At 29.7% G+C, this 14,055-nt stretch carries 10 protein-coding genes; 3 read left to right on the top strand and 7 right to left on the bottom strand.

Translation table 11 applies throughout. The features are described from left to right. The 5 genes from ACIQ2I_RS04415 to ACIQ2I_RS04395 form a co-directional block, all read right to left on the bottom strand. On the bottom strand, positions 1–806 hold an 806-nt coding region (locus ACIQ2I_RS04415; protein WP_396181220.1), incomplete at its 3' end, for a serine hydrolase domain-containing protein. A 50-nt stretch (positions 807–856) separates the two neighbouring features. Beyond that, positions 857–1,648 carry a TrmH family RNA methyltransferase gene (locus tag ACIQ2I_RS04410; protein ID WP_396181219.1) on the bottom strand — a complete coding sequence of 264 codons (792 nt, stop codon included), beginning with the start codon at positions 1,646–1,648 and terminating at the stop codon, positions 857–859. Between the two features lie 111 nt (positions 1,649–1,759). Further along, positions 1,760–3,073 (bottom strand): amidohydrolase family protein, encoded by a 1,314-nt coding sequence (locus ACIQ2I_RS04405; protein ID WP_396181218.1) that lies wholly within the window; start codon positions 3,071–3,073, stop codon positions 1,760–1,762. Continuing rightward, complete coding sequence (locus tag ACIQ2I_RS04400) at positions 3,073–6,096, bottom strand: amidohydrolase family protein (protein WP_396181217.1); 3,024 nt, start codon at positions 6,094–6,096, stop codon at positions 3,073–3,075. Before ACIQ2I_RS04400 ends, ACIQ2I_RS04405 begins: the two co-directional genes overlap by 1 nt. A gap of 103 nt (positions 6,097–6,199) precedes the next feature. Then, complete coding sequence (locus tag ACIQ2I_RS04395) at positions 6,200–7,993, bottom strand: gliding motility-associated C-terminal domain-containing protein (protein WP_396181216.1); 1,794 nt, start codon at positions 7,991–7,993, stop codon at positions 6,200–6,202. A 126-nt stretch (positions 7,994–8,119) separates the two neighbouring features. Here ACIQ2I_RS04395 and ACIQ2I_RS04390 point away from each other — a divergent pair, with 126 nt between their 5' ends. The 3 genes from ACIQ2I_RS04390 to ACIQ2I_RS04380 are packed head-to-tail and all read left to right on the top strand — an operon-like array spanning position 8,120 to position 11,469. Beyond that, a complete protein-coding gene (locus ACIQ2I_RS04390) occupies positions 8,120–9,103 on the top strand; it encodes a GNAT family N-acetyltransferase (RefSeq protein WP_396181215.1) in 984 nt (327 codons plus the stop codon). After that, positions 9,100–10,179 (top strand): DegT/DnrJ/EryC1/StrS family aminotransferase, encoded by a 1,080-nt coding sequence (locus tag ACIQ2I_RS04385; RefSeq protein WP_396181214.1) that lies wholly within the window; start codon positions 9,100–9,102, stop codon positions 10,177–10,179. Before ACIQ2I_RS04390 ends, ACIQ2I_RS04385 begins: the two co-directional genes overlap by 4 nt. Positions 10,180–10,200: 21 nt before the next feature. Beyond that, on the top strand, positions 10,201–11,469 hold the full coding sequence (locus ACIQ2I_RS04380) for an O-antigen translocase (protein ID WP_396181213.1): 1,269 nt from the start codon (positions 10,201–10,203) through the stop codon (positions 11,467–11,469). Here ACIQ2I_RS04380 and ACIQ2I_RS04375 read toward each other — a convergent pair. Further along, a complete protein-coding gene (locus tag ACIQ2I_RS04375) occupies positions 11,394–12,635 on the bottom strand; it encodes a hypothetical protein (RefSeq protein WP_396181212.1) in 1,242 nt (413 codons plus the stop codon). The two genes, ACIQ2I_RS04380 and ACIQ2I_RS04375, sit on opposite strands and share 76 nt — an antisense overlap. 199 nt (positions 12,636–12,834) lie before the next feature. Continuing rightward, the gene (locus ACIQ2I_RS04370; protein ID WP_396181211.1) at positions 12,835–13,980 is read right to left on the bottom strand and encodes a glycosyltransferase; all 1,146 of its coding nucleotides are present in this window, start codon (positions 13,978–13,980) and stop codon (positions 12,835–12,837) included. Between the last annotated feature and the right edge of the window lie 75 nt (positions 13,981–14,055).

Here is a 14,055-nt window from a genome sequence, read left to right as displayed (position 1 = left end):
TTTCCTTGTTGTAATTGCATAATCATCCATTTACTCATATCGTTTACAGAAGAATAAATTCCAGCAGCAGCATCAAAAGTTTGATTTTTGTAACGTGATATAACTTTTAATTTGCCATCCGTTGGTATGTGTGGATCAATAATATTTGTGGTGTCTTTTAATCGTAAAAATGAACCCGCACTATTATTCATTTCAAGAGGTTTCATTATTCTGTTTTCTATAAAATCGCACCAGGTTAATCCGCTAACTTTTTCAATTACTTCACCAGCTACAATATATAATAAATTGTCATAATCATATTTAGTTCTGAAACCAGAAACGGGTTTTAAATAATGTAAATTTTCAACAATATCTTTTGGTTTAAAATTACTTCCGTCAGGCCAAATCATTAAATCGCCAGCACCTAATCCCAATCCACTTCTGTGAGTTACTAAGTCACGAACCGTGAATTCATTCGTAACATAGTCGTTATACATTTTAAAATTAGGTAAGTAATTAACAACTTTATCATCCCATTTCATTTTTCCTTCATCGACAAGCATTGCAATAGCAGCTGTAGTGAATGCTTTGCTATTTGAGGCTACACCGAAAAGCGTGTTTCCATCTACTTTATCTTTTTTAAGTATGGATTTTACTCCGTATCCTTTACTATGAATGATTTTCCCGTCTTTTACAACCGCAACTGCAACTCCTGGAACGTTAAATGCTGTTAATGTATTTTCTGCTACTTCATCAATTTCTTTTTCAGTTATTTGAGAAAACGCTGTGAATGAAGTCAATAAGGTTATTAAAAGTATTTTTTTCATTTGTTTATTTTTTGTTTCAGAATTGATATTGATTTTTGACATTGTAATTGTTATTTAAATCCTCTTTGTCTTTTGGCTTCGAATAGTAAAATAGCTGCTGCTACCGAAACATTCATAGAATCTATACTACCTTGCATCGGAATGTTGATATTTCTAGTTGAATTTTGTCGCCAAACGGCTGTAATTCCGGTTGCTTCAGTTCCAACAACTAGCGCGGTTGGATCGTTGTAATTTTGTGTGTGATAGGTGGCTGAATCTTGTAAAGTCGCACAATAAATATTGATGTTATTTTTTTTTAGAAAGGCAATCGCTTCTTCTGAAGTCGCCACGGCAATTTGACGTGTAAACAAACAACCTACGCTAGAACGCACAATATTTGGATTATACATATCTGATTTTGGATTAGTAATAATCACAGCATCAATATTGGCAGCATCTGCGGTTCGTAATAAAGCACCTAAATTTCCTGGTTTTTCTAATCCTTCTGCAACTAAAATTAAAGGGTTTTTAGACAATTTCAAATCGGATAATTGTAAAGATTTTGATTTGGCAATGGCGATAATTCCTTCGGTAGTATCGCGATACGCTAATTTTTGATAAACTTCTTTCGAAATTTCTATTTTTAAATGTTCTGCTATTTGAATTTTCAGATTTTCAGATTTTCCGGATAATTCTGGACAAAATAGTAATGTTTCTATTTCATAGCCCCCTTTTAAAGCCAATTGAATTTCTCGTTGTCCTTCAATAATAAACGTTCCCGATTGTTCGCGTGCTTTGGCTTTGTCTTGCAATATAATTAAGTTTTTGACAAACGGATTTTGAATGGAAGTGATTTGTTTCATTTTGAGTGACTAAGTTGCTAAGAATCTGAGTTACAAAGTTATCTTTTTTAAGGATAAAAACAAAGTCGCAAAACTTATGGCTTTGCGACTTTGAAATTGATGATTTCTGATTTAGTTTTTAACTTCCGATTTTGAACCTTCGCTCTCAAACTTATCTTTATATCTTTCGTATAATTCTGTCTGGTGACTTTCTAAGCTAATTTGTCGTCCATCAATAAAAGCGTGAGATAACTTATTCGTTTTCATATCTAATGCATCGCCTTCTGAGATAAATAGGGTAGCACTTTTTCCGGCCTCTAAGGTTCCGTATTTGGCGTCAATTCCTAAAATTTTTGCAGTGTTTGATGTTATTAATTTTAACGCTTCTTCTTTATTCATTCCCCAAGCGGCGCATGTTCCTGCATAAAATGGTATGTTTCTGGTCTGCATGCGTTCCATATCACCAGAATTTTCTAAACCAACTATAATTCCTTTTTCGGTTAATATTTTAGCAATTTTGTATGGTAAATTAACATCTTCATCTTCAGAATTCGGAACATCATGAATTCTTCTTAATAAAACTGAAACATTATTTTCTTTTAATAAATCGGCAATTTTATGGGCGTTGTACCCACCGATAATTACTAATTTTTTAATATTATTTTTCTTTTTAAATAAAATAATATCCGTAATTTCTTTTTCACCATTTGCGTTTACAAATAACGTTTTTTCTCCGCTTTGTAACCCATTCATCGCATCATAAGGAATGTCTTTTGTTTTTTTATCTGATTTTAAATAATTAAACGCATTGTCAAAAAACTGTTGAACGCCTTTGGTTTGTTCCTCATATTTTTTGTTCGATTCAATGCCGCCTGGTTCTGCCCACCAACCTAATCTAGCATAACTATTTGGCCATCGCATATGAATTCCGTCATTTTCTTTAATTACGGCATCTTCCCAATTCCAAGCATCTAGTTGCACTACAGAAGAAGTTCCAGAAATTCTTCCACCGCGTGGTGTTATTTGTGCCAATAAAACGCCATTTGGTCGAGCTGATTCCGTTAGTCTTGATTCAGCATTATAAGCTATTAAACTTCTAATATGTGGATTGAATTCGCCAATTTCACTTTCATCATCTGAAGCTCGAACGGCATCGATTTCAACTAATCCTAAAGTTGAATTTGGCGCGATGAATCCAGGATAAATATGCTTTCCATCTGCTTGAATAGTAATATCGTGTTTGGCAATTTTAGTTACAGTTGCATCAGAAACAGAAGCGATTTTACCATCAACAATAGAAATCAGACTGTTTTCTTGAATTTTTCCGTTACCTAAATGCGCCGTTCCACCAATGATTAAAATCGATTTTGTTTGCTTTGGTGCTGGTGTTTGTTGTGCAAAACTAATAAAGGTAGTTAGTGCGAATATGTAAGTTAGTTTTTTCATTAGTTGTTGTATTTAGCATGAAATTCTCTGCATTTTTCACCAAGGGTATCACAGTGATAATGTCCGCTCGATTTTTTCTTTGGTTCTTGTGTTTTTAAGCCTTTGTTTTTGGCATCTAACATTAAATTAATTAACTCATTTCTTTCTTTTTGAACCGTTTCATTTTTGGCGGTTTCCTGGTCTAAATCGAAGAAAATAATTCCATCAACAATAGTTTTTTCTACAGTTGCATAAATGGTTAAAGGATTTTCTGACCAAAGCACTACGTCGGCATCTTTGCCAACTTTAATACTTCCCACTTTATCATCAACTTGTAGTAATTTAGCCGGATTTAAAGTCACAAAATTCCAAGCTGCTTCTTCAGTTACACCACCATATTTTAATGTTTTGGCCGCTTCTTGATTCAATCTTCTCGACATTTCAGCATCATCTGAATTGATTGAAACCGTAACGCCAACATTATTCATAAGCGCTGCATTGTAAGGAATGGCATCATTTACTTCATATTTATAACCCCACCAATCTGCGAAAGTAGAACCACCAACGCCATGTTTGGCCATTTTGTCTGCTACTTTATAGCCTTCTAAAATATGTGTAAACGTTTGAATTTTAAAATTGTATTTTTCCGCTACTTTTAATAACATATTTATTTCAGATTGCACATAAGAATGACAAGTGATAAAACGTTCTTTATTTAAAATTTGACTTAATGTTTCCAATTCAATATCAAAACGAGGAGCAATTTTACCTTTATTGGCATTGAAAGCATCCCATTCTTTTTGATAGGACAACGCACGAGAAAAATAGTCTTCATATACTTGTTCTACACCCATTCTGGATTGTGGGAAACGTAATCTTTCAATATCACCCCAATTGGATTGTTTTACATTTTCACCTAAAGCAAATTTTATGTATTTAGGGGCGTCTTTTACCAACATTTCATCAGGATTGTATCCCCATTTTAGTTTAACAAATGCGGCACGGCCACCAATTGGATTAGCAGAACCATGTAATAAATTAGCAGAAGTTACACCACCAGCCAAGTTTCTATAAATGTTAATATCTTCAGAATTTACTACATCTTCAATGGTAACTTCAGCAGATGAATTTTGTCCGCCCTCATTTACACCATTTGAAATAGCAATATGTGAATGCTCGTCAATAATACCGGCGGTTAAATGTTTTCCAGTTGCATCAATCACTTTTCCTTTTTGAGGCAAGTTTTTTCCTATTTTAATAATTTTTCCGTTTTCAATTAAAACATCAGTTTCCTTTAAAATACCTTCTTTTTCTCCTGTCCAAACCGTAGCATTTTTAAACAATATTGTTTCTTGTTTTGGTTTGGTTAAATTTCCAAAAGCAAGGTTTGGGAATGTAACGGGATAAAAAACTGGCGTTTTCTTTTCTTCTTTTTTGTCAGTTATAGCGTCTTTTTTAACTTCTGTAGTTGCGGACTTTTTAACGGCACTCCAAGAAACTTCTTTTCCGTTTTCTAAAAACGCTTTTCCAGATAAACCTGTTTCAGATTTTAGCCCAGAAATTCTAATAAAATTGGAAGAAATAGTATCTTTTCCTTTAATAACCATTGTAATCCAAGGATCGTTATAAGTAATTTTTGTACCGAACTCCATTTTATCCTGAGAAATTTTAGCATCTAATTTTGAAATTTCTCCTTCAATTGCTAAATCGTATTTATTAGAATCTAAAGTTAAATCGTATTTTCCTCTAATATCTGAAGGTTGTATTTTTTCAATTACAAATCTATTTCCTTGAACCCAATTTTCCTGAATAGTGGTTTTTGAATCGAAAATATCTCCACTAGTAATAATAAAATTTGCTAAGTTGCCTTTTTTCAAAGCACCAATATTGGTTTGGTTTGCAATTTTTGCTGGTATTTCAGTTAGAGCTGCTATTGCTTTTTCTTTTGGAAATCCAAATTCTACGGCTTTTCTTAAGTTTGTTAAAAAGTCTTTAGGATTTTTTAAATCGGCAGTAGTTAAAGCAAAATTAATATTGTTCTCCGCAAGTACTTTTGGATTATAGGGTGCTTGATTCCAAAATTTCATATCAGACAAAACAACTTGTTCCGCAAGAAATGAGTCGGAAACATCATAGGCCTCAGGAAAATTAATTGGTATAATTAATGTAGCATTCGTTTTTTTAATTTCTTCGATACGTTCTAATTCGTTTCCGCTCCCTTTGATAAGGTAATTTATTCCGAATTCGTCACCAATTTTATCTGCTCTTAAGATATTTAATTTGTCACCAGCATTAAATATTTGGACTAAATTTTTATTTTGATTAAATACTTCTAATGAAATATCTTTTGACTTTGAGCCTCCTGCAGCATACCATTTTGCATCGTGATAAAATTGTTTGATCAACGCCATACTTCCCATTAATGAAGAAGGGTAGGATTGTCCTGAAAGCGAACTTCTTTTTAGCGTAATGTGTTGTGATATTTTATTATTTAAGATTCTGGTTCCATTATTTTCAACGTCATTTAATGTCCAAAGTAATCCTGTTCCTGCCACAATTCCATCATTATTAAAACTTAAAACTGTTCCAAATCCAGTTTCTCTTAAATCTTTCGCAGCTTTTTCATCGTAATTTAAATTTTCAAAAGCATTGAAATCGGCTCTAATGTGGTCGTTCCAATAATATCCGTTTCTTTCAGAATCGTATTGTGGCGATTTTGAGTTTGACGATTTTCTTAATGGTTTTTGAATTCCAAATTCAGTATATAAATCTATAAATGAAGGATAAATAGTTTTTCCTGTAGCATCAATTATTGTTGCGTTTTTAGGAATTAAAATTTGTGTTCCGATTTCTAAAATTTTATCACCTTCAAACAAAATAGTTGCATTTTCAATTTTAGCTGTAGAAGATGAATAAATAGTAGCATTAGTTATTGCTACTGGATTTTTGTAGGTTTGTTTGACACCATCATTTTTAGGAAAATAATTTTGGCTAAAACCTAAATTAATAGTTAATATTGCTATTAAGAAATTAAATATTCGCATAGTTTATTGTTTTTTGTTGGCTAAAAGTATAAATTTTTTTTATGAGAATTTACTTTTAAGAAATATTAGTTATAATTTTAAGTTTTGTCTAACTATATAGATTCTATCTTCTTAAATATAAATAACCATTTAATGGTTTTGGATAATCAGGGTCATTAAGGTATAAAATGTAGTAATAGGTGCCGCTTGGCGCCTCATTATTGCCCATTGTATTTTCAGAATAGCCATTCCAATCTGGTTTGTTGTTGTTTCCAGTCCATAATAATCTTCCCCAGCGGTTATAAATTTCCAATTTAAAATTTATAAAAATATCTCTTAATCCTTCAATAAAAAAGAAATCATTTTGTCCATCATTATCTGGTGATACGGCATTATAAACTATTGGTTCGCAATTTTTTGTTAGTAATTCAAATGAAGTTAAACTATAACAACCAATTTGTTCATCGTCAATTCGGACCCAAATGGTTTTCGGAGTTTGTAATGCTTCATAGTTATTTAAAAATAGTATTTGATTTGTAAAATTTAGCGCATCTGCTTCAGAAGAATAAAACGTACTCAAATGTCCTGGATTGGTTTTTACACTTCCTTCATACTCAGAAAAATCAAAAATTCCTTTTGTTAATCCTAAATTACAACTAACAATATCTTCTAAATTATTAAAATCAGGAGAAACTAAAAGTTGAATGGGTAAACTAAACAAATTATTCGATTCAGATATTTCATTTACAATACCCGTTCCATTACCAGTATCGTCTACTCTAGCAATTATATTAAACTGTAAAGGAATACTCGCAGGAATTGTTAACGTGATAGTTCCGTTTTCAAAACCATCAATAGGAATAGCGTTTTGCGTAAAAGCCGAACCCACCACTATATTATCAGCATAAAAAGTAATTGGCGTGATAGCCGGTAGACTAGCTGTAGCATTATTATTGGTTACAGAATAATTGATATGAAGTTGTCTTATATTACAATTTAATGCAGGAGCAGGAAATGTAATTCGGGCATCAGGCAATTGACTGTTTAATTTTGTTACAATTGCATTAATCATAACATAATCTTGTCCTGAAGTCAACTGAATTAATGCCGAAGTATCTCCAATATTTATATTGTTTTGTATGTTATAAATATCCAAATCCATGTTGTATAATTGATTGGAATTGGTAATCGAATTAGTGCCGTTAAAAGCATTATTAGCAGGATTTAATGGCGGATTACTAATAATATTTCCATTAATTCGCAATGTTTCATTCACTTGAATTCCGGAATCGCCTTCCCAAGCTAAAAAACCAATTTTTGCAGCTACATTATCAATTACATTTAACGCATTAAGTGTAACATTTAGATTGTTTTGTAATTGTGATACTACTTGTAATCCATCGTAAACATTCAACTGATTTAAGGGTAATGATAGGTTTTTATATACAACTATTAATGCCCAACCTGCAAAATTAGTACTATTTTGCGCGTGAAGCGAAACGAAACTACTCACATCTAAATCTGAAAGAGTGTAGGTGCCATTTCCGGTGGATTGTACTTGTGAGGTAACATTTGCAAATGCACTAAAATAATTAAACGATTGACCTTGAGTTAATATATTTGAAAAAGTTCTTGTAGCAAGTACATCTGTACCATTTAATTTGACATTAAAATCCCCAGTTCCACAACCTGCCCAATATAAATAGGCGCTTTCAATAATGTCATTGGTATTAAGTGCTAATGTGGCCGAAGATGTTGTTAAAACTGCCGGAGTGGTTTGAAATGAATTTTCAACAGGATTTAATGTGTTTCCTACAAAAGTAAAGTCGTATCTTCCGTTAAATTGGCTATATAAACCAATATTTTGAGAAAATGAAAACTGTAAAAAAAACACAAAAAACACAAGTGATTTTTTCATGAATAGGTTTTAAATTTTAATATTTATGCTGAATAATTTTACCAAAGTAATAAATTTTACTAATTTCCCCAAAGATTTATGAAGCCAAATTGTTATTTTTCATAATTAGAACACTCAAAATCAATAATGAATACGTTTAAAATAATAAAATATACTTCCGAACATTATAATTTATGGAATGACTTTGTAGCAGACTCAAAAAATGCTACATTTTTGTTTCATAGAGATTTTATGGAATACCATTCGGATAGATTTGAAGATTATTCGTTATTTATTTTTGATGAAAAAGAAAATTTAAGAGCGCTTTTACCTGCAAATATAGTAGGTAACGAAATTTATTCACATCAAGGGTTAACCTATGGCGGACTAATTTTAGATAAAAAAAGCAAACTTTCTGAAATAATTCATTTAAACTATAATCTATTTCAATATTTATTTGAAGCCGGATTTAATAAAGTACAATTAAAAATAATTCCTCCAATTTACAATTCATTTCCATCTGACGAAATGGAGTACATTTCATTTTTATTACAAGCCAAGCTTATTCGAAGAGATGCCATAGCTATTTTGGAATTAGCAAATAAAATTGAGACTTCTCGTGTTCGTAAAAGAGGCATAGAAACAGGCGAAAAACAAAAATTAAAAATTGTAGAAGAAACCTCTTTTGATTTATTTTGGGAAAAACTATTAATTCCGAATTTATATACCAAATACAATTCTAAACCCATTCATACCGTTGAAGAAATTACCTATTTAAAGTCTAAATTTCCTAAATTAATCAGACAATTTAATGTGTATTTTGAAAATGAAATTATAGGTGGCGTAACTGTCTTTATAACAAAAAACGTAATTCATCCTCAGTATATCTCAGGAAACAAAGCATTTAATACCAAATTAGGTGGTTTGGACTTTTTATATAATCATTTAATTCAAAACGTATTCTCAAATGATAAATATTTTGATTTTGGAATCTCTAATGAGAATAATGGTTTACAATTAAACGAAAGTTTGCATTATTGGAAAGAATCTTTTGGGGCAAGAACAATTGTCCAAAATTTTTATGAAATTGAGACTAAAAATTATGTGAATTTAAATCAGGTTTTGATATGATAAAATTTCTAGATTTACATAAACTAAATAAGCCATTTAAAGACCAATTTTTAGCTAAAACGACAGCGTTTTTAGACAATGGTTGGTATATTTTAGGTAACGAAGTAAAACAATTTGAAACAAGTTTTGCTTCCTTTTCTAAGGCGAAACATTGTATTGGCGTGGGGAATGGGTTAGACGCTTTAGTGCTTATATTAAAAGCACATATTCAATTAGGAAACATACAAAAAGGTGATGAAGTGATAGTTCCTGCAAACACCTATATAGCTTCCGTTTTAGCAATTTTAGAAGCTGATTTGACTCCTGTTTTTGTTGAACCAAGTTTTGAAACGTACAATATTGATCCTAATTTAATTGAAGATATAATTACTTCAAAAACTAAAGCCATTTTAGTGGTTCATTTATATGGACAATTGGCCGAAATGGATAAAATTAATGCTATTTGTGAGTCTCACAATATACTTATTATTGAAGACGCGGCACAAGCACACGGATTAACTTTTAAAGGAAATCATACACGTGCTTTTAGCTTTTATCCTGGAAAAAATTTAGGCGCATTAGGCGATGGCGGTGCAATTACAACCAGCGATGCTAATTTAGCAGAAGTTTTATTTTCTTTAAGAAATTATGGTTCAACTAAAAAATATCATAATGATTATGTAGGTGTAAATTCTCGTTTAGATGAATTACAGGCAGCATATTTAAACATCAAATTACCTCATTTAAATGCTGAAAATGAATCTCGAAAAAAGGCAGCAAAACGTTATTTATCTGAAATTAAGAACCATAAAATTCATTTACCAATTTGGAATAATTTCAATGATCACATTTTTCATCTATTTGTAATTCGTACCGAAAGCAGAGATACGTTACAAGAATATTTATATAAAAACGGAATAGAAACAGTAATTCATTATCCAATTCCGCCTCACAAACAAAAAGCATTGCTAGAATTTAATCATTTAAGTTTACCAATTACTGAAAAAATTCATCAAGAGGTACTGAGTTTACCAATGAGTTCTGTGTTGACAGATGAAGAAATCAAGCATATTATTGCTACATTAAATTCGTATTAATTGTCTGAAATTAAAAAAATAATGCAAAAACCTTTATTCAAAATTACTTCTTTGAATAGCGTTCATATTTTGTTGAAATTAACTTTTGGTTTCATTACATCCAAAGCGTTAGCCCTTTTTGTTGGAGCAAACGGAATGGCCTATGTAGGAAATTTTAGAGCCTTTTTAAATGTAGTTGAAAATTTTTCTTTACTCGGAATTCAGAATGGGATTATAAAATATGTCTCTGAATATCAGCACGATAAAGCTAAATTGAAATCGGTTTTAGCTACTTTTGGATTGTTGCTTTTGACTTCTTCAATATGCATTAGTTTGTTCTTAATTTTTGGCGCTAATTATCTTTCAAAACAATTATTTAATCATTCAGAGATTTATGTTTTTTTGTTTTATATTCTAGCTATTTTATTTCCAATATATGTTTTTTCAACGTTTTGTATTTCAGTGGTTAATGGTTTTCAAAAATATAAAAATGTAATATATATTCAGATTATTTCAAGTGCTATAGCGTTACTATTTTCGTTGTTTTTAATTTATTATTATGCTACATTTGGTGCTTTGGTTTCCTTAGTTTTAGCACCAGTTTTCGTGTTTTTTGTTTGTTTATTCTATCTTAAAAATCTTATTTCAATTTCCGATGTTTTTTCCTTTCAAAATTTCAATTTTTCGGTTGTAAAAAACTTGTCTGAATACGTGTTAATGGCATTGGTTTCTGGTGTAATTGGTTCTTTCGTATTACTGGAAATTCGTACTGATATTGTCACTATAACGGGATTACAAAATGCAGGAATTTATGAAGGTTTACAACGGATTTCCTCGTATTATTTATTGTTTGTTTCTTCAATAATGACAATTTATTTTTACCCAAAAATAGCGGCAAAAAATTCAAATGTAAAGGAAATTATTTTTAATTATTTAAAAACGATTATTCCTGTTTTTGCGATAGGTTTAGTTCTAATTTATTTTTTTAGAAAATTTATTATTCCAATATTATTTTCTTCTGAATTTGAATCAATGGAATCGTTGTTTTTTTGGCAATTACTAGGTGATTTACTAAAAGCAATATCATTAATTTTTGGAACTATATTAATCGCAACAAAGCAAACAAAAACATTTATTATTACAGAAATAATTTCTTTGACAATACTTTATTTTTCGTCAAATGGGATGATGCATGCCATTGGAATAAAAGGAATTGTAATGGCGCATACATTTACTTATTTTATGTATTTATTAGTAATGTTTTTTATATTTTTTAAAAAAATTAAAAGTAGTAACAGTACGATTGGATAAAACACAATATGAAATCTGTCACATTGAAAACATGAGATTGCAGAAATAAAAAATATATACAAAATGAATGTTGCATTCATCAAATAAAACTTATCAATTTTATTAAAATTCAACAAACAATAAAAGGACAGAGATACTCCAAAAATCGTAAACAATATATTCTGAAGTTTTGAAATCGCTTTAAATAAAAAATAAAAAACATTAAAATAACTGGTTCCTTTTTCATTGTTGCATTCACTTACAATATAATTTCCTTTGTGAGTGTTAGAATACATACAAAACAAATAAGCTTTAAACAAGTTATAGGTGTTGTTATTAAACTGGCTTTTGAAATCATTTTCAGCGGTTTTTTTCATTTCATTACTGGATAATAAACCATATTTTTTAGATCTTTCCGTTTTTGCGGGTAAATATTCTATACCTTTTTTATAACAATCCGCTTTATCTCCTAAATAATTATAATAAGTGATTGAACTAATATAACTTATTGTAAAATCTCCATAATTCTTCTTTAGCGAATACATTTGATAAATAATCAATAAAAAACTAGCTAAAAGTAGGAACGATAATTTATTAAAAATGATTCTTTTAAATTTTGAAATAAAGAAAAATATTAGAATTAAAGCTAACCCAATAGAAACAGGTTTTATAAGAGTATTAAAAAGTAAAACAGCAATTGCAATTGTAATGAAATAGTATTTAGTTGTTTCATAATATTTACTAACAAAATAAATAGATAACAAAATCATAAAAATAAAAATAGATTCTGATAAGAAATTAAAAGCATGAGCTAAATTTCCAATACAAAAAATAAATATTACCGAAAGTAGAAATGCTTTTTTTCTGTTTAAAATTTTTGAAATAATTTTAAACAATAAAACAGAAGTAAAAAACCAACATAAAAAATTAATGAAAATCCCAAATTTTACAGTTGTGTGGTTAGAAAAACCAAATAAATATGGAAAACCATTTATAGCTGAAATCAACAAGGGTCTAGTATTATCAATTTTATGATTAAAATACAGCAGTCTTGCGGAATATAAATAACTTCCATCATCGCCAAGAGATGAAAAACCAGCTTTTAATTGAATAACATATGCAAAAAACAATATCCAAATTATTGCAATAAAACCCAATAAATATTCATATTTAATTTTTGAAATCATGTTTTTTTTGTTAAAAGTAAACAATAAAATAAAAAAACTTGAAAAAATATTATCTGCTTTTATAAGTCATGAATAAAAACGTTTACTTCTCAATACAATTTAAATACAGGATTTCTTTTACGGAATAAATTATAATAACGGAAAAAAATAATTGTAAAGAGGGATTTAGAGCACTTATTGAATATTAAAATAAGATTTATTACGATTGAAACCAAAGTGTCAAATACTTTTGAGCTTGAGTAACATAATGATGTTCTTTATTAATAAAATGAATGGCATTTTGACCAATTCGATTAATTTCGGAGGGATTTTCAATTAAAAAAGATAATTTTTCAACTAAATAATTTACATCGGGTAATGCATTTATTGCTACTTCATCTTCTTGTAAATTATAATGATTTAAAAATTCAGTTTCCGCACCAGTAAACACTACTTTACCTTTGGCCATTGCTTCTAGAGCATTGAATCCTTGATCAAAACCATATACTTGGTCTAATATGATGTGTGCCTTTTCAAAATGTTTTTGATATTCTAAGTAAGGTATATCTGTAGTAATTTTAACTTCAATCAAATTTGGGTATTTTTCTTGAATAATTACGAGCGCTTTTTCAAAAAATGAAGTTCCCTTTGTGAAAGAATTTCCTGAATTTATCCCTAAGAAAATAGAAATTTTTCCAGAAATTATAGTTTCACTATTTACAATTTTATCAATATTTATAGGATTTGCAACCATACCTAAATACTTTTCATTTCCAATGAGAGGTCCTATATAATCTAAATCAGACGCAATGACTCCAGAACTATTTTTGTATAAAAATTGATGAATTTTTTGATGCGATTTGGTTAAAAAATCAAAATAGTAGTCATATTGTTTTTTAGCTTTTGCAATACCCTCAAAGTAAGGATTCATAACGGAATACCTGTCTTTCTGTTGGAGCATATGAGATACGGTCATATAATCAATCCCACAACACATTAAGAAAACTTTTTTATTTTGCTTTAAAATACGTTTTAATAAAAACAATTCTAACTTTGAAACAGTTTGTATTGGAGTTTCATTAATTAACTGAACTATATCATATTTTTTTAGTTTTTTAGAAATCCACCAAAATCTAATACCATGTTCTAATAAAGCCAAATCGAATTTAAAAATTCTAAACCAAATTTGTCTTGGGATATTGCCTAATTTCGATTTGAAAAAAGCCGCTCGAATGCTAATATCTGCAGGATAGTTTTTAAAGCCATCGCCATTATTCACTAAAATAACTTCATGACCTAATGCCAAGAGTCCTTCTTTTAATGAATTGTGCAACCGACTAAATTCTCCTACGAGTAGTATCTTCATTGTTTTATTTTAATATTTCAAATATAAAGAAAAAACCTATACGTTTTGATTCATATAGGTTTTAGTCTGTTTTCT

The organism is Flavobacterium sp., from assembly GCF_044368995.1.
In the GTDB taxonomy this organism is placed as follows: domain Bacteria; phylum Bacteroidota; class Bacteroidia; order Flavobacteriales; family Flavobacteriaceae; genus Flavobacterium.
The sequence above is the reverse complement of the archived record's forward strand: the minus strand, read 5'-3'. Positions and strand labels throughout refer to the sequence as shown.

Excerpts from the sequence above, each read along its gene's own strand:
- ACIQ2I_RS04410 (WP_396181219.1), bottom strand. The coding sequence starts at position 1,648 with ATGAAACAAATCACTTCCATTCAAAATCCGTTTGTCAAAAACTTAATT.
- ACIQ2I_RS04405 (WP_396181218.1), bottom strand. The coding sequence starts at position 3,073 with ATGAAAAAACTAACTTACATATTCGCACTAACTACCTTTATTAGTTTT.
- ACIQ2I_RS04400 (WP_396181217.1), bottom strand. The coding sequence starts at position 6,096 with ATGCGAATATTTAATTTCTTAATAGCAATATTAACTATTAATTTAGGT.
- ACIQ2I_RS04395 (WP_396181216.1), bottom strand. The coding sequence starts at position 7,993 with ATGAAAAAATCACTTGTGTTTTTTGTGTTTTTTTTACAGTTTTCATTT.
- ACIQ2I_RS04390 (WP_396181215.1), top strand. The coding sequence starts at position 8,120 with ATGAATACGTTTAAAATAATAAAATATACTTCCGAACATTATAATTTA.
- ACIQ2I_RS04385 (WP_396181214.1), top strand. The coding sequence starts at position 9,100 with ATGATAAAATTTCTAGATTTACATAAACTAAATAAGCCATTTAAAGAC.
- ACIQ2I_RS04380 (WP_396181213.1), top strand. The coding sequence starts at position 10,201 with ATGCAAAAACCTTTATTCAAAATTACTTCTTTGAATAGCGTTCATATT.
- ACIQ2I_RS04375 (WP_396181212.1), bottom strand. The coding sequence starts at position 12,635 with ATGATTTCAAAAATTAAATATGAATATTTATTGGGTTTTATTGCAATA.
- ACIQ2I_RS04370 (WP_396181211.1), bottom strand. The coding sequence starts at position 13,980 with ATGAAGATACTACTCGTAGGAGAATTTAGTCGGTTGCACAATTCATTA.